Raw genomic sequence first — 21,196 nt, 5'->3', positions numbered from 1 at the left:
TTTTGAAGGCTCAAGGATCGTTTTTCTCGGGCGGATTTGGCTCCGGCCCATCGTTTTTGGGCGGCGGGGGGGCGGCGAGCTTCTGGAAATAGGCGGATGTGCGCAAGAGCGAGCGGAACCGCCAGTTTCTTTCCTCCACCGGAACGCCCTCGCGCACCTGCAGCCGGTAGATGGTGTAGGCGATGAAAACGATCTGGATCGCGGCCGTATAGCTGAACAACGCCTTCGGCCCGAACTGGTCGATCAGCACGGAAGCGAGCAGCGGCCCGACGGTTGCGCCCACCGACCAGAAGAACAAAAGCCCGGCGGACACCATCGCATGTTCGCCCTCTTTCGCATGGTCGTTGCCGTGCGCGGAGCTGAGGGAATAGAGCGGCAACGCAAAGGCGCCGAAGATAAAGACGCCGATGATGTTGCTCCATTCGTCCGTGCCGGCGAAGAAGGCGAGGAACAGGCCGACGAGAACAGAACCGGCGGTAGTGGCGAGAATGATGATGCGGCGATCATAACGGTCGGAATAGACGCCGAGCGGATACTGCAGCACCACGCCGCCGATGATGCCCGCACTCATGAAGGTGGCGATGGCGGTAACGGACAAGCCGATCTGTTCGGCATAGATCGGGCCGATATTACGGAACGCCGCCATGCTGAGGCCGACGGCCACGCAGCCGACGACGGCGAGCGGCGAGATGCGCCAGACCGCGAAAAGATTGAAGGGAATCTGTTTCGGCGGCGCGGGATTGGATTTGTCGGCAATCGAGATCGGCACCAGCGACAGGGTGAGCGCCATGGCGATCAGTGAGAATACGATGGGCCCGTCGATGCCGGCGACGGGAATGATATATTGGGCGAGCGTTACGGAGCCGAGATCGACGAAACGATAGATGGAGAGCGTGCGGGCGCGATTGGAATTCGTCACCTGCGCGTTGATCCAGCTTTCGATCGCGGCGAAAAGACAGGCGACCGCGATGCCGATCACAAAACGCATTGCCAGCCAGAAGAGCGGATGGGTGATGAGCGGCATGGCGATCGATGCGGCTGATGCAACGGCCGCCATGGTGGCGAAAGTGCGGATGTGGCCGATCTTGCGCAGCAGGCGCGTCACCGAAATGCAGCCAAGCGCGAAACCGAGGCTGTAGGCCGCGCTGATGAGGCCGATGGTGCTGGCCGAAAATCCTTCGGAGAGGCCGCGCAGCGCGATATAGGTTCCCTGCAGGCCGTTGCCGCCGATCAGAATCCCGGCGGTGACGAGAAGTGGGATAAGAGGTCTGATCTGGCTCATTGCGGGCCGACTCGGTTTGGCGGGCTGGATTAGCTCTATCTAAAGCGAAGGCAGGGGAAAGGACAGGCTGAAGGCGACATTGTTGCGCTTTGCCTTGACAAATCAGGCTGGCCATGCGCTTTTCCGGCAAATTTCGACAGTGCCGCCCATCTGGCCTCCAACGGGCCCACGACACGTTCCAGGATATAAAAATGCATCGTTACCGCAGCCACACCTGTGCCGCTCTCCGCAAGTCCGACGTCGGCGAAACCGTTCGCCTTTCCGGTTGGGTTCACCGCGTGCGAGATCATGGCGGCGTTCTCTTCATCGACCTTCGCGACCATTACGGCATCACCCAGGTGGTTGCCGATCCTGACAGCCCGGCCTTCAAGATTGCCGAAACGGTGCGCGGCGAATGGGTCATCCGCATCGACGGCCTCGTCAAGGCGCGCTCGGAGGACACCGTCAACAAGGGCATGGCGACCGGCGAGATCGAGCTTTACGCGCAGGAGATCGAGGTTCTGGGCGTTGCCAAGGAACTGCCGCTGCCGATCTTTGGCGAGCCGGAATATCCGGAAGATGTTCGCCTGAAGTACCGCTTCCTCGATCTTCGTCGCGAAACGCTGCACAAGAACATCGTCAAGCGCACGCAGATCATCTCCGCCATGCGTACCGGCATGGGCGAAATGGGCTTTGCCGAATATACGACGCCGATCCTCACCGCCTCCTCGCCGGAAGGCGCGCGCGACTTCCTCGTGCCCTCGCGTATTCATGAAGGCAAGTTCTTCGCGCTGCCGCAGGCGCCGCAGCAGTATAAGCAGCTTCTGATGGTGGCCGGTTTCGACCGCTACTTCCAGATCGCGCCGTGCTTCCGTGATGAAGATCCGCGCGCGGACCGTCTGCCGGGCGAATTCTACCAGCTCGACGTTGAAATGAGCTTCGTGACCCAGGAAGACGTCTGGACCACGATGGAGCCGATGATGACGGCCGTGTTCGAGAAGTTCGCCGAAGGCAAGCCTGTCACCAAGCAGTGGCCACGCATTCCCTATGACGAGGCGATCCGCAAATACGGCTCCGACAAGCCTGATCTGCGCAACCCGATCGTCATGGAAGCCGTGACCGAACATTTCGACGGTTCGGGCTTCAAGGTTTTCGCCAACATGATCGCTTCCAACCCCAAGGTTCAGGTCTGGGCGATCCCGGCCAAGACCGGTGGTTCGCGCGCTTTCTGCGATCGCATGAACGCCTGGGCGCAGAGCCAGGGCCAGCCGGGCCTCGGCTACATCTTCTGGAAGGAAGAAGACGGCAAGATCGCCGGCTCCGGCCCGCTCGCCAAGAACATCGGCGAGGAACGTACCGAAGCGCTGCGCACGCAGCTCGGCCTGGAAGCGGGCGATGCCTGCTTCTTCGTCGCCGGTGATCCCGCAAAGTTCTACAAGTTCGCCGGTGAGGCGCGCACGCGTGCAGCCGACGAGCTGAACCTGATCGACCGCGACCGTTTCGAAATGTGCTGGATCGTCGATTTCCCCTTCTTCGAATACAACGAGGAAGAAAAGAAGATCGACTTTGCCCACAACCCCTTCTCCATGCCGCAGGGCGGTCTGGAAGCGCTGGAAGGCGACGATCCGCTTTCCATCAAGGCCTTCCAGTATGACGCGGTCTGCAACGGCTTTGAAATCGCCTCGGGTTCGATCCGTAACCAGTCGCCCGAGCTGATGGTCAAGGCTTTCGAAAAGGTTGGCCTGTCGCAGAGCGACGTGGAAGAGCGCTTCGGCGGTCTTTACCGCGCCTTCCAGTATGGCGCGCCTCCGCATGGCGGCTGCGCCTTCGGTATCGACCGTGTGGTCATGCTTTTGGTCGGCGCCAAGAACCTGCGCGAAATCACCCTGTTCCCGATGAACCAGCAGGCGCAGGACCTCCTGATGAACGCGCCGTCGCCGGCAACGCCGACCCAGCTTCGCGAACTGGCGCTGCGCGTCGTTCCGTCCAAGAAGGACTGATATGTTGAAGACGCTGCTCGACCGTGTTCGCGCAGCCTTCACCCGTGCATTGGCGGCCGCACTTGCGGCCGCTTTTGCGTTCTGGGTCGCGCATCGCTGGCTGGGCCATCCGCAACCCGTCTTTGCCGCAATCAGCGCGCTGATCTGTCTCTCCCCCGGCATCCCAAGCCATGTCCGTCAGGGACTTGGGCTGATGGTCGGCGTCACCATCGGCATTCTCGTCGGGGAAGTCGCTCTTCTCGTCCCGCATGACTTCGCCGAAATCCGGCTCGCCTCGGCGACCTTCATCGCCATGATCCTCGCCACCATGTTCGGCCTGCCGGCGGTCGTGCCGATACAGGCCGGGGCTTCGGCCATGCTCGTTCTTTTGATGGGACCGCAGGTTGCCGGTTTTGTCCGTTTTGTCGATGTAATCGTGGGCGTGGCGACGGGTGTGGTCGTTGCGCTGGTCTTCTTTCGCGAGCGGCTGAAGCTCTAGCGATCTTGTCATAAAACCTTAATTAAACTGACAAATCCGGTAGAGGAGTTCTTAAGCCTTCTCGATCATTCATCCCATCGTGAAATCTGCAAACGAGGGTTGAATGTTTTCGCTGGTCTCGACGTTCAAAATTGCGCATCGCGTATCCATGCTGGCCCTGGCTGCGCTGTGCGGGATCGCCGTCATCGCAGGCATGCTGCTCTGGCAAAGACAAATGGAGGCGCGTTATCGCGTCGCTGAAGAGACGCTGATCGAGCGCGACGGAGTGCTGGCGGCGCTGGAAGACGGTTTGCATGAAAGCCGTCTTCACCAGAGAGACTTCCTGCTGACCCGTGATATGAAATCCGTCGGGCAGTTTGACCAGACGATGGATCAGGTCCGGCAGTCGTTGAGCCATCTTGAAGGCGGCGCGACCTCGCGGACCCGCGCGCGGCTCGAAGCGCTCACTGAGGGCGCGATAGTCTATTCCGATAGCATAAAGGCCCTTGTTGCCAAGAACAGGGAGCTGGGCCTAACTCCCGCGGAAGGTCTTGAAGGCGCCATGCGCAATGGCGTGCATTCCATCGAGAAACTCATCGACGTCGTCGCCAATGCCGAAATCCGCGCCAGCATGCTGATGATGCGACGGCACGAGAAGGATTTCATCCTGCGGCGCGAAGCGGCCTATGTGACGAAACATGCGGCGGAAGTGGAAACCTTCAAGGCGCTGGTGAAGCTGGAATACCGGCCGGGCGCCGAGCGTCAGCGCATCATGGATGCACTGGAAATATATACCGCCTCGTTCCGCTTTTACGCTGCGGCCGTGCTGGAGGAGGAGAAGGCGCGCGAAACTGTCGCCTCCGCTTATAATGCCCTCTTGCCTGTCGTCGCCGAAATTTCCGCCACTTACCGGCAGGAGCGGGATGCAAGCGCTCTCGCGAACAGCGCTGCGGCGGAAAGAGCGGTTTCGATCGTCGTCGCTCTTATCGCCCTGACCGTGGTAAGTCTTTTTGCCGGGGTCTACCTCATCGGCCGCTCGATCACCCGCCCGGCAACCGCGATCACGGGGGCGATGCGTCGTCTGGCCGATGGTGAAACCAAATTTGCCGTTCCCGGTCTCCAGCGTAGGGATGAGTTCGGCGCCATGGCGCATGCGCTGGAAATCTTCCGGCAGGCCGCCATCGCAAAGATCGAACTGGAGGCGCAGGCGCTCGCAGCCCGGCAGCAGGCCGAGGCCGAAAAGGCGCGTTTCCAGCTTGAGGCGGAAGCCGAAGCACAGGCGCGGTTGATGCAGGCGACCACCGGGCTTGCGGCGGCGCTTCGCCGCCTCGCAGACGGCGATCTCTCCTTCGAGCTGAACGAGCCTCTTGCCCCGGATTTCGAGGCGTTGCGCCGTGATCTCAACCAGACGATCCGCCAGCTGGATGCCGCCATGTCCGGTGTCGTGCAGTCGAGCGTGGCCATCAATGGCGGCAGCCAGGAAATCAGCGAGAGCGCTGCCGATCTCGCCCGTCGTACCGAGCAGCAGGCCGCCTCGCTGGAGGAAACCGCCGCCGCGCTGGATGAATTGACGGCGAATATCCGCATCTCGGCGGAGCGCGCCGTGGAAGCCCGCGCAATCGCCCATTCGGCCGACAAGGATGCCAACCGCACGGCCAATCTCGTCGTTGACACCGTAAGCGCGATGGAGAAGATCGAACAATCCTCCGGCAAGATCGGCAATATCATCAGCGTTATCGACGAGATCGCTTTCCAGACAAACCTTCTCGCCCTCAATGCCGGCGTGGAGGCTGCGCGCGCGGGTGAGGCGGGACGCGGTTTCGCCGTCGTCGCGCAGGAGGTGCGGGAACTCGCGCAGCGCTCGGCAAGGGCCGCTGCCGAAATCAAGGCGCTTATCCAGACCTCCGGTAAGGAGGTGAAGGAGGGCGCGCGGTTCGTGCGGGAAACGGGCGCTGCGCTGTCGCGCATCGGCGGCTCGGTGAAGACGATCAACGGCCATATCGAAGCCATTGCCGCTGCCACGCATGAGCAGTCACTGGGCCTTGCCGAAATCAACACCGCCGTCAATCATCTGGATCAGGGCACGCAGCAGAACGCCGCCATGGTCGAGGAAAACAATGCCGCGAGCGCCATGCTGGCGGGCGAGACCGCGCGTCTCAAGGAACTGGTTCATCAGTTCCGGCTGAGCGACGTGGAGGCGAGGGGGTATGGCGGGCGCGAAGCGGCCTGAGACCCGACATCAGTCATCGAAAAGCGGGCGCGTAACTTGCGGCCCGCTTTTTTGCCGTTTATAGCTGGGCCACTCACCACGGACCCGGTGAAATCCCGGGTGGCTCTTCTGGCCGCCGATCCGCCAGACAACGCAAAGCACCGACATTCCTTTTCAATCTACCGGACATGGCTCCGGCCGGTGCGTCATTCTTTGCGAAAAAATCAGATGAACAGATTTCAGACTTACAGACGCGAGTGGTTTTCCAATATTCGCGGCGATCTCCTTTCCGGTATTGTCGTGGCGCTCGCCCTCATTCCGGAAGCCATCGGCTTTTCCGTCATCGCCGGCGTCGATCCCAAGGTGGGGTTGTTCGCCTCCTTCGCCATTGCCTGCGTTTCCGCCTTCACCGGTGGTCGTCCGGGCATGATCTCAGCGGCAACCGCCGCGACAGCCGTCTTGATGGTCACGCTCGTCAAGGAGCACGGGCTGCAATATCTCTTCGCCGCCACCATCCTCATGGGCGTACTGCAAATTCTGGCGGGTCTTGTGAAACTCGGCCGGGTGATGCGCTTCGTCTCGCGCTCCGTTATGACCGGTTTCGTCAATGCGCTGGCGATCCTGATTTTCATGGCGCAATTGCCCGAGCTGATCGGCGTGCCGGTCGAAACCTATGTCATGATCGCCGCAGGACTTGCGATCATCTATCTTTTCCCGCTGGTTACGAAGATTATCCCGTCGCCGCTGGTCGCCATCATCACTCTCACCTGTGTTGCCGTCTTCTCCGGCATGGATATCCGCACGGTCGGCGATCTCGGTGAGTTGCCCTCGACGCTGCCGATATTCGCCCTGCCGCAAGTGCCGCTGACCTTCGAGACGTTACAGATCATCTTTCCCTATTCCGTCGCGCTTGCCGCCGTCGGCCTGCTGGAATCGCTGCTGACGGCGCAGATCGTCGACGACATGACGGATACGGGCAGCAACAAGAGCCAGGAATGCGTCGGGCAGGGGACGAGCAACATCGCCTCCGCCCTCATCGGCGGCATGGGCGGCTGCGCCATGATCGGCCAGTCCGTCATCAATGTCAGTTCCGGCGGTCGTGGCCGCTTGTCCACCTTCGTCGCGGGCGCGTTTCTGCTGTTCCTCATACTGGTGCTGGATGATCTTGTGCGCATCATTCCCATGGCAGCCCTGGTGGCTGTCATGATCATGGTCTCCATCGGCACATTCTCGTGGCGCTCCATCCTTGATCTGCGCCGCAACCCGCCATCATCAAGCATCGTCATGCTGGTCACGGTCGGCACGGTGCTTGCGACCCATGATCTTGCAAAGGGCGTGCTGGCCGGCGTCCTTCTCTCCGGCGTGTTTTTCGCGGGCAAGGTGTCGAAACTTTTCCATGTCCGGCCGGAGCTTTCGGCCGATGGCCGGGAGCGGGTCTATCGCGTGGATGGCCAGATTTTCTTTGCCTCGACGGAAAGCTTCATTGCCGCCTTCGATTTTGCCGAGGAGGTTGAGACGGTGACAATCGATGTCACGCAGGCGCATCTGTGGGACATTTCCGCGGTCGGCGCTCTGGACAAGGTGGTCCTGAAATTCCGCAAGGTCGGCAGGCGGGTCGAGGTGATCGGCGTCAACGAGGCGAGCGCCCACATGATCGACCGCTTCGCCCTGCACGATAAACAGGATGGCGCTGCCGCGCCGCTGCACTGAGTGCAAAAGAAAAGCCCCGGCATGACCGGGGCTTTTTTAGTTTTATTCGTTTGCCGTCACCGTGACGCCGAGCATTTTCGGCAGGGTGTTCGGCGCGCCCATCGCGGCGCCCATGATCATCGGGAAGGGAACCGGCTTTTCCGGCTCTGCCGTGATCGAGAGGTTCTTCGGATTGTCGATATAGGCGTTGATGGCCGCCGACACCATGTTCTGCAGCTCCGGAACGTTGAGCGAGGCCATCATGATCGGCGCCATGCCCTTGATGGTCTGGGCAAGCTGGTCGCTCGTCATGCCCTGCTGGCTTGCCGCATAGTCGATGGCGCGCTTGGTGATGCTGGCGTCTTCGAAGCTGATTTCGGCGTTGATGAAGGAAAGCTGCTGCATCAGGCCGAGCATGGCGAGGCTTGCTGCCTGATCCGCCTGTTCCTTGTTCGGATTGGCGGCCTGCGCCTTCACCGTCTCCTGCATCGACTTGATGAAGGCGAGCGTGTAGCCGGAGAAACCGAACGACATGTTCAGGCGGCCGACATCATCGAGGTCGATGGCGTATTCTTCAACATCGATAGTACCGGAGGCCACTTCCCAGCTGCCGCTCATGGTCATGTCGCCGGAGAGCGCCTGCAGCTTCAGCTTTTCGATCGCGTCCTTGGTCGCAGGATCAGTGACTTCGCTGAGATCGGCCTTGAAACCGGATGCGTCGAGTTCGAAGCCGATAGAGTTCTTGTCATCGCTGACGGACATCGTCGCGCTGGTTTCCTCAAGCGAGAAAGCCGGCTTGCCGTCGACAGAAACGGAAATCGGACCGCTATGGGCTTCATCGTAGAACATCAGGGCGTCGACGGTGCCGGTGGTCGCATCGCCCGGAATGACGAGGCCGGACATGTAGATGTCGCTCGCCTTGATCTCAACCTTGTCCTGCTTGTAGTCGATATTATCGAAACGGGCGTTCTTGATCTTGTAGCCGCCGTTGTTTTCCTCGACGCCTTCGAGCGTGATGTTGCCGACCGGGATCTTCTTGGCCGGATCGGCGGCCGCGTTGAAGGTCACGCTGTTCAGGGTCACCGTAGAGCCGTTGACGGCCACGGAACCGGCAGCGATCTCGCCGCCCTGCGCGGCATAGGCCGCATTGATCTTCTTCAGCACATCCCCGCCATCCAGCGCGAAAGCCGGCGCCGAAAGCGTAAGAAGCGCGGCGCTCGCGAAAAGAACCTGCCGGGTGGATTTCAGTCTCATGATGTTTCTTCCCTCAACGTACGGCTGTACACCGTGTCCGAATTCGAATGTTGATACTTATATTCGCGATTATTCAAAGGTCTATAGGATTTAGATCGATTCCCATGACGGCGGCATTGCGGCATTTGCAACGCGGTTAACAAAAAATCGCATGAAAGGGGTGCTTTCATCCACAGGGCACACCCCTGAATTTCTTGCCGGGAATCGGCATTTCCGCTAGTCAAGCACCATGGGAAAAAATCTTGTACCTCCGTCCGGCGGAGACGATAACATTCATCCGGTCGATTTGAAGGCGGCGCTTGAAGAGCGTTACCTTGCTTACGCCTTGTCCACGATCATGCATCGTGCGCTGCCGGATGTGCGCGACGGCCTGAAGCCGGTTCACCGCCGCATCATCCACGCCATGAGCGAGATGGGCATCCGCCCCAACTCGGCCTTCAAGAAATGCGCCCGTATCGTCGGCGACGTGATCGGTAAATTCCACCCGCATGGCGACCAGTCGGTCTATGATGCGCTGGTGCGTCTGGCGCAGGATTTCTCCCAGCGTTATCCGATCGTGGACGGGCAGGGCAATTTCGGCAACATCGATGGCGACGGCGCCGCTGCCTATCGTTACACCGAAGCGCGCATGACCGATGTGGCGGCGCTGTTGCTTGAGGGCATTGGCGAGGACGCGGTGGATTTCCGCGCCACCTATAACGAGGAAGACGAAGAACCCGTCGTCCTGCCGGGCGCCTTCCCCAATCTGCTGGCCAACGGTGCCTCCGGCATCGCCGTCGGCATGGCGACATCGATCCCGCCGCACAACGCCCATGAACTCTGCGACGCGGCCCTCCATCTCATCAAGCATCCTGACGCGACGGTTGAAAAGCTGGTGGAGTTCATTCCCGGCCCCGACCTGCCCACCGGCGGCGTGATCATCGAAAGCCGCGAGAATATTCTCGATGCCTATAAGACGGGACGCGGCGGTTTCCGCGTGCGCGCCAAATGGGAAACGGAAGATCTCGGACGCGGCGGTTATCAGATCGTCATCACCGAAATTCCGTTTCAGGTGCAGAAATCGCGCCTGATCGAAAAGATTGCCGAGTTGCTGCTCGCCCGCAAACTGCCGCTGCTCGAAGATGTCAGAGACGAATCCGCCGAAGACGTGCGCATCGTGCTGGTGCCGAAGAGCCGCACCGTCGATGCGACGCTGCTGATGGAATCGCTCTTCCGCTTGTCTGACCTCGAAAGCCGCCTGCCGCTCAACATGAACGTGCTGTCGCTTGGCAAAGTGCCGAAGGTGATGGCGCTGAACGAGGTGCTGAGCGAGTGGCTGGCGCACCGCAAGGACGTGCTGGTCCGCCGTTCCCGCCACCGTCTCGCGGCCATCGACCGCAGGCTCGAGATTTTGGGCGGCCTGCTTGTCGCTTACCTCAATCTCGACGAGGTGATCCGCATCATCCGCGAGGAGGACGAGCCGAAACAGGTGATGATGGCGAAATGGTCTCTGACGGACAATCAGGCCGAAGCCATCCTCAACATGCGGCTGCGCAATCTGCGCAAGCTCGAGGAATTCGAAATCCGCAAGGAATTCGACGAACTCAGCAATGAGAAGGCTGAAATCGAGGGGCTGATCGCTTCCGATGACAAGCAGTGGCAGACCGTCGCCTGGGAAATCGGCGAGGTCAAAAAGAAATATGCCAAGGCAACCGAGATCGGCCGCCGTCGCACGCAGTTCGCGGACGCACCGGATGCCGACATAGAGGCCATCCAGCAGGCGATGATCGAAAAGGAACCGGTCACCATCGTCATTTCGCAGAAGGGCTGGATCAGGGCGCTGAAGGGGCACATGTCCGATACGTCGGCCTTGACCTTCAAGGAGGGCGATGGCCCGAAGCTCGCCTTCCCGGCGCAGACCACCGACAAGCTGTTGCTGCTTACGACGGGCGGCAAGGCCTATACGCTCGGCGCAGACAAGCTGCCGGGCGGTCGCGGCCATGGCGAGCCGATCCGCATCATGGTCGATATGGAGAACGATCAGGATATCCTGACGGCCTTCGTCCACGATCCGTCACGCAAGTTGCTGCTGGTCTCCACCGCCGGCAATGGCTTCATCGTGGCCGAAAACGAGATGGTCGCCAATACCCGCAAGGGCAAGCAGATCATGAATGTCTCGATGCCTGATGAAGCCAAGCTCGCGGTGCCGGTGACGGGCGATCATGTCGCCGTGGTCGGCGAGAACCGCAAGCTTCTGGCCTTCCCGCTGTCGCAGGTGCCGGAAATGTCACGCGGCAAGGGCGTGCGCCTGCAGCGTTACAAGGATGGCGGCGTTGTCGATGTGAAATGTTTCGCGCTCGCCGAGGGCTTGAGCTGGTCCGACACGGCCGGGCGTCTGTTCACCAAGGTCGGTGAGGAACTGCGCGAATGGCTGGCCGACCGCGCCACCGTTGGCCGCACCGTGCCGAAGGGTTTTCCGCGTAGCGGGAAGTTTGGTGGGTAATATCTGAAAGACGTCCTCGGAGATTGTCTGGGGGCGTCTTTCCCGCCTTTGTTTCGCTGTCCAAGCCGAACATGTGCTTCAGGACTTGGCGAACCCATTATTCTCCTTCGGGATGGTAAACCTCCCACCCGCGCGGCGTCAGATGCTCCTGCGGATGATAGCGGGTCTTGTATCCCATCTTTTCCGAACCATCGACCCAATAGCCGAGATAGACATGCGGCAGGCCGAGCGCGCGCGTGCGGGTGATGTGGTCGATGATCATGAAAGTGCCCAGCGAGCGCTTTTCGAGATCGGGGTTGAAGAAGGAATAGACCATAGACAGGCCGTCGCTCATCACGTCGCTCAGCGCCACGGCCAGAAGTTCGCCGCGCTTGCTGGAATCGATGCCGGAGCCGGGTTCGCGCACGCGATATTCAATGATGCGGGTGTTCACATGCGTGTCTTCCACCATGATCGCATAGTCGAGCGCCGACATGTCGGACATGCCGCCGGACTGGTGCCGGTGGTCGAGATAACGGCGAAACAGCGCGAATTGTTCGGTGGAGGGCTCGGCGGCGTGCACCGTAGCCACGACATCCCGATTTGCGGCCAGTACACGCCGCATCGATTTCGTCGGCTGGAACTGTTCGGTGAGGATGCGCACGGAGACGCAGGCGCGGCAGTTTTCGCAGGCCGGTCGATAGGCGATATTCTGCGAGCGCCTGAAACCGCCCTGGGTCAGAAGATCGTTCATTTCAGAAGCGCGCGGGCCGACCAGATGGGTGAAGACCTTCCGCTCCATCTGGTTCGGCAGATAGGGGCAGGTGGCCGGCGCCGTAAGATAGAATTGAGGAGAGGGCGTCGCCTGCGTGTTCATCGAACCGTGATCGCCTCCTGCGTCTGTTATGAAAGCGCGCCGCGATTTCACGGGGTTGGCGGCGACGCTTCAAGCGACATGCATAATGCCACAGAATGGCAAAATGACGGAAAACGTCAACTGCGGGATGAGGTATTTGACGCGATGAAAGCCACGTTTCCGTGGCTTTCACCGATATCAGCGCGTTCTGACGATAACGGTGCCGAGCAGGAAGTCGTGAACGAGGCGCGAGCGCTCGGTAAACAGGCCTGCAAGCAGGATCAGCGGCGTCAAAACCGAGTTGATGACCCAGAAAAGCACGATATGCACGGTCGAAAGCAGGAAATCGATTCGCCGCCCGTCCATGCGCGCCATCGCGATCCCCATCGCCCGCATGCCGGGAGTGGCCTGCGACGGACCGCCAAGCGTCATGCCGAAATAAAGCACGGCAACGATGACGAACAGCGCCGGGTAAAGGAAGAAGCCCAGGCCAAGCGTGATCACGCCGAGAAAGAAGACGATGACCGCGGCCGGGATGCACAGAAGCAGAACGATCGCGTAATCGATCACGAAGGCGAAGACCCGCCGGCTCAGGACGCCGCTATAGGCGCGCCAGTCGTCCGGTGCGATATAGGTGGGGTTCTGGTCGAGGTTCATCGGTCGTTTTCTCCTGAGAGGGTATGACAGCGCGGCATGAATGCCGTGTCAGCAGACAATATGGGAAGAAAACGACCGAATACAATAAGCGTCGGCTGTCAGCCCTTTGCCAGTTTGCGTGCGGCCTCGATGGCGAAATAGGTGAGAACGCCATCGCAGCCCGCGCGCTTGAAACAGAGAAGCGTTTCCATCATCACCCGCTCGCCGTCGATCCAGCCATTCATGGCCGCAGCCTTGATCTGGGTATATTCGCCGGACACCTGATAAGCGAAGGTCGGCAGGCCGAAATTCTCCTTCAGCCGCCAGCAGATGTCGAGATAGGGCAGGCCGGGTTTGACCATCAGCATGTCGGCGCCTTCCTCCACGTCGAGTGCTGCGTCGCGGATCGCCTCCATGCCATTGGCTGGGCTGATGTAATAGCTCGCCTTGTCGCCCTTCAGCAGGCCGGCGGTGGAGATGGCCTCGCGATAGGGGCCATAATAGCCGGAGGAAAATTTCGTCGCATAGGACATGATGCCGACATTCTGGTGTCCGGCGGCATCGAGCCCCCGGCGGATGGCGCCGATGCGGCCATCCATCATCTCCGACGGTGAGATAATGTCGGAACCGGCATCCGCCTGCAGGATGGCCGCCTTCACAACCTGTTCGACCGTTTCGTCATTGACGATCTCGTCGCCACGCAGAATGCCGTCATGCCCATGGCTGGTGAAGGGATCGAGCGCGACATCGGTGATCAAGCCGATATTTGGCACGGCTTTTTTGACTGAGGCGGTCGCCTGATTGATGAGATTGTTTGCTTCGAGCGCGTTCGAGCCTGTCTCGTCCCGCAGTTCCATCTCGATATTCGGGAAGGTCGCGATGGCGGGAATGCCGAGATCGGCGGCTTCCTTCGCCGCTTCGACCAGCCTGTCGACGCTCATGCGGTTGACGCCGGGCATGGCGGGGATGGGTTCGAGAATATTGCTGCCCGGCACGATGAAGACCGGCCAGATGAGATCGTCAACGGTCAGGCGATTTTCCTGAACCAGACGCCGCGTCCAATCCGCCTTTCGGTTGCGGCGCATGCGACGATGGCCGGTGATCTCGTCGACCAGATGCGTTTTGTCCTGCATGTCAGAATGTCCTTCGGTCAAATTTCGAAAGCTGCATATCATGAAGCGTGGCCCGTGCGAATGCGACAATCTCCCTCATTGCGACACCGCGCCGGCGATCATGCTTTGACAAGGCAGATGGTGGAATTCAATATGGACTGGTCGCCCGCCAATCGAGACCGTATCTTCCGGCCATGGAACCTGATTCTCAACCTCTGCCGAAGCGTCCGCTTGCCGAAATCCTCTTTCTGGTCTTCATGAGACTGGTCGCGGTTTCCTGTTTCTGGTTCGGCCTGCAATATTGGGCGATGCTGACGGGCTACTCGCTTGGCGGCCATGGGCGCTTCGATATGCTGAACCTGCCCTGGCGGGTGGCGGGCAGCGCGCTTGCGGTAATTTTCCCGGTCGCGGCGCTCGGTCTCTGGCTCGGCGCCTCCTGGGGTGCCGTCATGTGGGTCATGGGGGCGGGCGCTCAGATCGCCATGTATAAAGTGTGGCCGCATATCTTCGGCGCCAACACGCTCGTACCCGTGATGCACGGCCTGGTGGCAACCATTTATATACTATTTCTGGTCGCTTTCTGGCTGGATCAGCGCCAAAATGAAGAGCGCGCAAGAATTGATTTACCATAAGAATAAAGCAATTCGGCCCGATTTCGGGCCTGATTTTATCGCTAAGTCATTGATTTATAATGATTGGCTGTGAGCCGTTCCCGCTTCGCCACAAGTTGGGCCCTCCGGGGAAAATGCAGGTAACCATTTGTTAATCGTAGCTTTTAAGTAGAATTTTATGCGCATTGATTAGGTTCTCACTCAAGGCGGGAGACAAACAAACACACCGCCAAACAAAACAGTGAGGCAGTCATGATCAATAGCAAAGTTAAGCCCCAGGCCGTTGTTGCCGATGCACATGAAGATACCATCCGCTCGCTCTACATGGAGTCGCTGCACCTGGTGGAACGTCTCCACCGCCGTCTCCTCGATGTCATCAAGGACGAGTTCGACCGTCAGGGTCGTGATGACGTCAACGCCGTTCAGGCCCTGCTGCTGTTCAACATCGGCAATTCCGAACTGACGGCCGGCGAGCTTCGTTCGCGTGGTTATTACCTCGGCTCGAATGTCTCCTATAACGTCAAGAAACTGGTCGACCTCGGTCTCATCAACCACCAGCGTTCGCGTGTCGACCGCCGCTCGGTCCGCATCAGCCTGACTGAAAAGGGCCAGGAAATCGCCGAAACGGTTGCCCGCCTTTATGAGCGCCACGTCGGCTCGATCGAAAAGGTCGGCGGCATCGGCACCGGCGAGTTCTCCGAAATGAACAAGCTGCTGCAGCGTCTGGACCGTTTCTGGAACGACTCGATCGCTTACCGCCTGTAATAACCGCGACGACCACTGATCGGTCACTGTTTAAGCCGGGGGCATCCTTTTGCTCCCGGCTTGCGGATTCCGCGCCAGGTCACCGCGCATTTTTGCCTGTTAAGTCCGACCCTCAGGCAAGCCTTTCCCCTGTTTTGCAGGCGAACACAGCTTCGTGAGAAGAGGGCCGTGACACGAATCGGCCATATTGATATGGGAGGCGCAAAGGCATAGGAGCCGGCGGTTTCTCCTGCTGTCGTGGCAAGCCTCGACTGCTGTGCCAGACACCAGCGCCAAGATCATGGCGTATCGAGCATTACCGGCCGGCAGACACGTTGTACGTGTTTGTTAATCATATTGATTTAGGCATCGTTGAGGATGCCGAAGAGAGTGGCTGGTAGGTAGAATGACAAAGAAATCCGTTTCCGATTCCGTATCGCGCCGCGCGCTTCTGCGTTCGGCCGTTTCCGTTGGTGCTGCAGCACTTGCCGCGCCGGCCTTTGCGCAGAATGCGCTCAACGATCTCATGGGCTCTTCGCGCCGCGGCAACTGGGATGACCAGTTCGACGCCAATTCATCGCGTTCGGCCGTGGGTGTCGTTTCCAATAATCCGGTTCTCGGACGCGAAGCCCCTGTCTATATGCAGCAGGCGATCATGCAATATCAGCAGATCGTGCAGAATGGCGGCTGGCCGGAAGTACCCGCGTCCCAGCAGCGCCTCCAGATCGGCGTCTCCGATCCTTCCGTCCAGGCGTTGCGCCAGCGACTGATGGTATCCGGCGACCTGCCGCGCGAAGCCGGCATTTCCAGCGCTTTCGATTCCTATGTGGATGGCGCTCTGAAGCGTTTCCAGGCCCGTCATGGCCTTCCGGCTGATGGTGTCAGCGGCGAATATACCACGAAGGCGCTCAATGTTTCCGCGCAGATTCGCCTGGCGCAGCTGCAGACCAACCTCGTGCGCATCCAGTCCATGTCGGGCGATCTCGGCCAGCGTCACCTGATGGTGAATATTCCGGCCGCCGCCATCGAGGCGGTTGAGAATGAACGCGTCGTCCTGCGCAACACGGCCGTTGTCGGCCGCGCCAGCCGCCCGACCCACGTCATCAATTCCAAGATCTATGAGGTCATCCTCAATCCTTACTGGACAGCGCCGCGTTCGATCGTCGAAAAGGACATCGTGCCGCTGATGCAGAAGGACCCGACCTATCTGGAGCGGAACAACATCCGCCTCATCGACGGCAAGGGGCAGGAAGTTTCGCCGACAGCGGTCGACTGGTTCGCGCCGAAGGCCCCGAACCTGATGTTCCGCCAGGACCCCGGCAAGATCAACGCCATGTCCTCGACGAAGATCAACTTCCACAATCCGAACAACGAATACATGCACGACACGCCGCAGCAGGGCCTGTTCAACAAGCTGATGCGGTTCGAATCATCCGGTTGCGTGCGCGTGCAGAACGTGCGCGACCTCACGAGCTGGCTGCTGCGCGACACGCCCGGCTGGTCGCGTCAGGAAATGGAACGCGTCATCGCAACCCGCGTCAACACGCCGATCAAGCTGGCGCAGGAAGTTCCTGTTTATTTCGTCTACATCACCGCATGGTCGGCGAAGGACGGCGTTGTTCAGTTCCGTGACGACATCTACGGCAAGGACGGCAATGCCGAACTGGCGCTCAACACCACGGCAGGCATGGAACAGCCGGCCGGCGCGGTGGACGACGATCTCCTGCCGCGCAACTGATCGTCCTTTTCGCCGTCAGCTTGGAATTGTGAGCCAGGGGAGAGGTGGTCGCCGGGAAGCGGCCAACCCCTCCGCCGTCATCCCCGGGCTTGTCCCGAGGATCTAATCACCTAGCGTAAAATGGAAGCGTTGCAGATCCTCGGGACAAGCCCGAGGATGACGCGAGTGTGTAGCTCGGCCGCAAATCATCGCAGTGCCGCCTTCATTTTCTGTCGCATCCTGTTTTTCATAAAAACAACTGTCGTTTTTTGCCGCAACGTCGCAGTTTGACGGGCAAATCTCGCTGCCCGTATTGCTCTTGTCCGGGCAGGGCGCTAAGACGCCATCGCATTACTGTTTCAGGAGCCTTCACCATGTCGAACACAGATGCTTTCTTCTCCCGTCCGCTTGCCGAAGTCGATCCGGATATTTTCGGCGCGATCGAGAAGGAACTGGGTCGCCAGCGCCACGAGATCGAACTGATCGCCTCGGAAAACATCGTTTCCCGCGCCGTGCTCGAAGCGCAGGGTTCGATCATGACCAACAAATATGCGGAAGGTTATCCGGGTAAGCGTTATTATGGCGGCTGCCAGTTCGTCGATATCGCTGAAGAGCTTGCCATCGAGCGCGCCAAGAAGCTGTTCGGCGTCAACTTCGCCAACGTCCAGCCGAATTCCGGCTCGCAGATGAACCAGGCCGTGTTCCTCGCGCTCTTGCAGCCGGGCGACACCTTCATGGGTCTCGACCTCAACTCGGGAGGCCATCTGACGCACGGTTCGCCGGTCAACATGTCCGGCAAGTGGTTCAACGTCGTGTCCTACGGCGTGCGTGAAGGCGACAACCTGCTCGACATGGACGAAGTGGAGCGCAAGGCCAAGGAAACCCGGCCGAAGCTTATCCTTGCCGGCGGCACCGCCTATTCGCGTATCTGGGACTGGAAGCGCTTCCGCGAGATCGCCGATGAAGTCGGCGCTTATCTCATGGTCGACATGGCCCACATTGCGGGTCTCGTTGCCGGTGGCCAGCATCCGTCGCCGTTCCCGCATTGCCACGTTGCCACGACGACGACGCACAAGTCGCTGCGCGGCCCGCGTGGCGGCATGATCCTCACCAATGACGAGGATCTGGCCAAGAAGTTCAACTCCGCCGTCTTCCCCGGCCTTCAGGGCGGCCCGCTGATGCACGTCATCGCCGCCAAGGCGGTTGCCTTCGGTGAAGCGCTGCAGCCGGAATTCAAGGATTATGCCGCACAGGTCGTCAAGAACGCCAAGACATTGGCCGAAACGCTGGTCGAAGGCGGTCTTGATGTCGTCTCCGGCGGCACCGACAACCACCTGATGCTGGTCGACCTTCGCAAGAAGAACGCCACCGGCAAGCGGGCGGAAGCAGCGCTCGGCCGCGCCTACATCACCTGCAACAAGAACGGTATTCCTTTCGATCCGGAAAAGCCTTTCGTTACCTCTGGCGTCCGTCTCGGTACGCCGGCCGGCACGACGCGCGGTTTCAAGGAAGCGGAATTCCGCGAAATCGGCAAGCTGATCGTCGAAGTTCTCGATGGTCTGAAGGTCGCCAATTCGGATGAAGGCAACGCTGCCGTTGAAGCTGCGGTGCGTGAAAAGGTCGTCGGCCTGACGGACCGTTTCCCGATGTATCCGTACATGTAAGGAAAAGAGACGATGCGCTGCCCATTCTGCGGTTCCGAAGACACACAGGTCAAGGACTCGCGTCCGGCGGAGGACAATACCTCCATCCGTCGGCGGCGCATCTGCCCGGATTGCGGCGGCCGCTTCACGACCTATGAGCGCGTGCAACTGCGCGAGCTGATGGTCATCAAGAAAAGCGGCCGCAAGCTGCCTTTCGACCGGGAAAAGCTGGTGCGATCCTTCGAGATCGCGCTGCGCAAGCGCCCGGTTGACCGGGACCGGATCGAGCGGGCCGTCTCAGGCATCGCCCGCCGTCTGGAAAGTTCCGGCGAGACGGAAATTCCCTCGGAAGAAATCGGCCTGCAGGTTCTGGAAGCGCTGAAAAGCCTCGATGATGTGGCTTTCGTGCGTTACGCCTCGGTTTATCGCGATTTCAGCCATGCCGAAGACTTCGAGAACGTGATCGCCGAAATCAACGCCAAGATTGCCCGTGATACGGACGGTGGAGCATAGACGTGACGAGCCGTGCCGATGACGAAAGATTCATGGCGCGGGCCATCGAGATTTCGCTTCGCCACCAGGGGCAGACGCTGACCAACCCCTCGGTCGGCTGCGTTCTCGTAAAAGACGGAAAAATCATCGCTGAAGCGGTCACCGCCGTGGGCGGTCGCCCCCATGCCGAGCGGCAGGCGCTGGAGATGGCCGGCGAAGCCGCGCGCGGTGCCACCGCCTATGTAACGCTCGAACCCTGTTCCCATTGGGGCAAGACCCCGCCCTGCGCCAATGCGCTGGTGGAATACGGCGTCGCCCGTGTCGTGGTGGCGGTGGATGATCCGGATGAACGCGTTTCCGGGCGTGGTTATGCGATATTGCGCGATGCGGGCATTGTCGTGGAAACCGGCCTGCTCCGCGACGAAGGCAAGAGAGCGCTTGCCGGTTATCTCACACGTCAGATGAAAAAACGCCCACATGTGATTCTGAAGCTTGCCATTTCTGCCGATGGCATGATCGGCAGAAGAGGCGAGGGGCAGGTGGCCATTACAGGGCATGAGGCTCGCCACGCCGTGCATGAACTCCGGGCGCGCTGTGATTGCATCCTTGTGGGTATCGGGACTGCGATTGCGGATGATCCGGAACTGACAGTGCGCGTTGCCGGTTTGGAGGAGCGTTCGCCGGTGCGCATCGTGCTAGACCGACATTTTGAATTGCCGCTGACATCGAAGCTGGTGAAGACGGCGCGCGAAGTTCCGGTGGTGATTGCGGCGTTACCCCCCTCTGCCCTGCCGGGCATCTCCCCCTCAAGGGGGGAGATCGGCAAGGGGCCGGCCGCTCGCTCACATTTTGACCCCGTTTCTCGGTCTCTGACAGTCGATGTCGGGCAAGACAGCGCCCCATCGATCTCCCCCCTTGAGGGGGAGATGCCCGGCAGGGCAGAGGGGGGTAACCCAGAGCTCAAACGCCAACTCCTAACAGACGCCGGCGTCCAAATCCTGCAAGCCCCAACCCTCGAAAACCTCCTCCATATCCTCGCCGAAAGCGGCATGTCGGAACTTCTGGTCGAAGGCGGCGCTTTTGCCGCAAAATCATTCCTTGAAGCTGATCTGGTGGACCGTATCATGCTGTTCGAAAGCCCTGTTGTGATCGGTGAGGGCGGCATTGAAACGCCGCTCGGCCGTGCCGATATCACGGGCGATTATGCTCTGATCAGCGAAACCGCCTATGGGCCGGATCGCTGCTTCGATTATGAAAGGCCGATTTGATGTTTACCGGAATTGTCACCGACGTCGGAACCGTTTCTGAGCTTGAAGCTCTTGCCGAAGGCATTCGTCTGCGGGTGGCGACCAACTATGATCCCAAGACCATCGATATGGGCGCGTCCATCTCCCATGGCGGCATCTGCTTGACGGTGACGAGGCTGCCTGATGATGGCAGCAACGAGCGTTGGTATGAGGTCGAGGCATGGGAGGAGGCGCTGCGCCTGACGACGATCGCCAGATGGCAGAAGGGTACTCACGTCAATCTCGAGCGGGCGCTCAAGATTGGCGACGAGCTTGGCGGCCACATCGTCTCCGGCCATGTCGATGGCAAGGCGGAAATATTGGCTGTCGAACCGGAAGGTGAGGCGGTGCGTATCCGCCTGCGCGCGCCTGCGCATCTGGCGAAATTTGTGGCGCCCAAGGGTTCCGTGGCGCTGGACGGCACCTCGCTGACTGTCAATGCCGTCGAAGGCACGGATTTCGACGTGCTGTTGATCCGCCATACGCTGACCGTCACCACATGGGGCGAACGGCAGCCGGGCGATTTCGTCAATTTCGAAGTCGACACCATGGCCCGCTACGCCGCAAGGCTTGCGGAATTTCCGTCGGCGTAAACCGAAAAAGGTGGCTTGGCGGGTTATCATGCTCGCTGACGCCTCCTCCTCCCGTCATTGCGGCCATGAGCCGAAATCCAGCCAGCCCAAGTCCTTGGGCTGAAAGGGATCGTCGCCGCGCAGACGCGCATCGACTGGATACCGGCTCAAGGCCGGCATGACGGAACCGAAGCGA

General features: G+C 60.1%; 17 protein-coding genes and 1 other annotated feature. Of the genes, 12 read left to right on the top strand and 5 right to left on the bottom strand.

Features of this window, described 5'->3' with window-relative positions:
• Window positions 1-10: 10 nt before the first annotated feature.
• The gene (locus CFB10_RS17050) at window positions 11-1,282 is read right to left on the bottom strand and encodes an MFS transporter (RefSeq protein ID WP_020009447.1); all 1,272 of its coding nucleotides are present in this window, start codon (window positions 1,280-1,282) and stop codon (window positions 11-13) included.
• Between the two features lie 191 nt (window positions 1,283-1,473).
• Between CFB10_RS17050 and aspS the strand changes: the two genes are divergently transcribed.
• From aspS to CFB10_RS17030, 4 genes are all read left to right on the top strand, one after another.
• Window positions 1,474-3,261, top strand: coding sequence for an aspartate--tRNA ligase (gene aspS / locus CFB10_RS17045; RefSeq protein WP_020009446.1), 1,788 nt, complete (start codon window positions 1,474-1,476; stop codon window positions 3,259-3,261).
• A gap of 1 nt (window position 3,262) precedes the next feature.
• Window positions 3,263-3,739, top strand: a complete 477-nt coding sequence (locus CFB10_RS17040) for an FUSC family protein (protein WP_003502188.1) — start codon at window positions 3,263-3,265, stop codon at window positions 3,737-3,739.
• 103 nt (window positions 3,740-3,842) lie between these two features.
• Window positions 3,843-5,948 (top strand): methyl-accepting chemotaxis protein, encoded by a 2,106-nt coding sequence (locus CFB10_RS17035; protein WP_020009445.1) that lies wholly within the window; start codon window positions 3,843-3,845, stop codon window positions 5,946-5,948.
• A 77-nt stretch (window positions 5,949-6,025) separates the two neighbouring features.
• Window positions 6,026-6,081, top strand: a sequence feature (sul1 is cis-regulatory element that is thought to sense ions involved in sulfur or methionine metabolism; They are found in Alphaproteobacteria).
• Between the two features lie 74 nt (window positions 6,082-6,155).
• Window positions 6,156-7,637 (top strand): SulP family inorganic anion transporter, encoded by a 1,482-nt coding sequence (locus CFB10_RS17030; RefSeq protein WP_020009444.1) that lies wholly within the window; start codon window positions 6,156-6,158, stop codon window positions 7,635-7,637.
• Between the two features lie 42 nt (window positions 7,638-7,679).
• On the opposite strand, the gene CFB10_RS17025 is transcribed toward CFB10_RS17030, so the two are convergent.
• The gene (locus CFB10_RS17025; RefSeq protein WP_020009443.1) at window positions 7,680-8,870 is read right to left on the bottom strand and encodes a hypothetical protein; all 1,191 of its coding nucleotides are present in this window, start codon (window positions 8,868-8,870) and stop codon (window positions 7,680-7,682) included.
• Window positions 8,871-9,099: 229 nt separating this feature from the next.
• Between CFB10_RS17025 and parC the strand changes: the two genes are divergently transcribed.
• Window positions 9,100-11,352, top strand: coding sequence for a DNA topoisomerase IV subunit A (gene parC, locus CFB10_RS17020; RefSeq protein WP_020009442.1), 2,253 nt, complete (start codon window positions 9,100-9,102; stop codon window positions 11,350-11,352).
• Window positions 11,353-11,449: 97 nt separating this feature from the next.
• On the opposite strand, the gene CFB10_RS17015 is transcribed toward parC, so the two are convergent.
• The 3 genes from CFB10_RS17015 to hemB form a co-directional block, all read right to left on the bottom strand.
• Complete coding sequence (locus CFB10_RS17015) at window positions 11,450-12,208, bottom strand: arginyltransferase (RefSeq protein WP_003502198.1); 759 nt, start codon at window positions 12,206-12,208, stop codon at window positions 11,450-11,452.
• Between the two features lie 177 nt (window positions 12,209-12,385).
• Entirely contained in the window at window positions 12,386-12,844 is a 459-nt protein-coding gene (locus CFB10_RS17010) for an RDD family protein (RefSeq protein WP_020009441.1), read from the bottom strand.
• Between the two features lie 98 nt (window positions 12,845-12,942).
• Window positions 12,943-13,956 (bottom strand): porphobilinogen synthase, encoded by a 1,014-nt coding sequence (gene hemB, locus CFB10_RS17005; RefSeq protein WP_020009440.1) that lies wholly within the window; start codon window positions 13,954-13,956, stop codon window positions 12,943-12,945.
• A 173-nt stretch (window positions 13,957-14,129) separates the two neighbouring features.
• Between hemB and CFB10_RS17000 the strand changes: the two genes are divergently transcribed.
• The 7 genes from CFB10_RS17000 (at window position 14,130) to CFB10_RS16970 (ending at window position 21,021) form a co-directional block, all read left to right on the top strand.
• Window positions 14,130-14,567: a DUF6163 family protein gene (locus CFB10_RS17000; protein ID WP_003502204.1), complete on the top strand. Its 438-nt coding sequence runs from the start codon at window positions 14,130-14,132 to the stop codon at window positions 14,565-14,567.
• A gap of 234 nt (window positions 14,568-14,801) precedes the next feature.
• Window positions 14,802-15,311 (top strand): transcriptional regulator LdtR, encoded by a 510-nt coding sequence (gene ldtR / locus CFB10_RS16995; RefSeq protein WP_026363448.1) that lies wholly within the window; start codon window positions 14,802-14,804, stop codon window positions 15,309-15,311.
• 385 nt (window positions 15,312-15,696) lie between these two features.
• The gene (locus CFB10_RS16990) at window positions 15,697-17,028 is read left to right on the top strand and encodes a murein L,D-transpeptidase (RefSeq protein WP_020009439.1); all 1,332 of its coding nucleotides are present in this window, start codon (window positions 15,697-15,699) and stop codon (window positions 17,026-17,028) included.
• Between the two features lie 353 nt (window positions 17,029-17,381).
• On the top strand, window positions 17,382-18,671 hold the full coding sequence (gene glyA / locus CFB10_RS16985; RefSeq protein WP_020009438.1) for a serine hydroxymethyltransferase: 1,290 nt from the start codon (window positions 17,382-17,384) through the stop codon (window positions 18,669-18,671).
• Between the two features lie 12 nt (window positions 18,672-18,683).
• Window positions 18,684-19,163 (top strand): transcriptional regulator NrdR, encoded by a 480-nt coding sequence (nrdR, locus tag CFB10_RS16980; protein WP_003502218.1) that lies wholly within the window; start codon window positions 18,684-18,686, stop codon window positions 19,161-19,163.
• A gap of 2 nt (window positions 19,164-19,165) precedes the next feature.
• Window positions 19,166-20,410 (top strand): bifunctional diaminohydroxyphosphoribosylaminopyrimidine deaminase/5-amino-6-(5-phosphoribosylamino)uracil reductase RibD, encoded by a 1,245-nt coding sequence (gene ribD / locus CFB10_RS16975; protein WP_020009437.1) that lies wholly within the window; start codon window positions 19,166-19,168, stop codon window positions 20,408-20,410.
• Window positions 20,410-21,021 (top strand): riboflavin synthase, encoded by a 612-nt coding sequence (locus CFB10_RS16970; RefSeq protein WP_020009436.1) that lies wholly within the window; start codon window positions 20,410-20,412, stop codon window positions 21,019-21,021. Before ribD ends, CFB10_RS16970 begins: the two co-directional genes overlap by 1 nt.
• Window positions 21,022-21,196 lie beyond the last annotated feature (175 nt).

It is taken from the genome of Agrobacterium sp. 719_389, assembly GCF_900188475.1.
GTDB lineage: Bacteria > Pseudomonadota > Alphaproteobacteria > Rhizobiales > Rhizobiaceae > Agrobacterium > Agrobacterium radiobacter.
The sequence above is the reverse complement of the archived record's forward strand: the minus strand, read 5'-3'. Positions and strand labels throughout refer to the sequence as shown.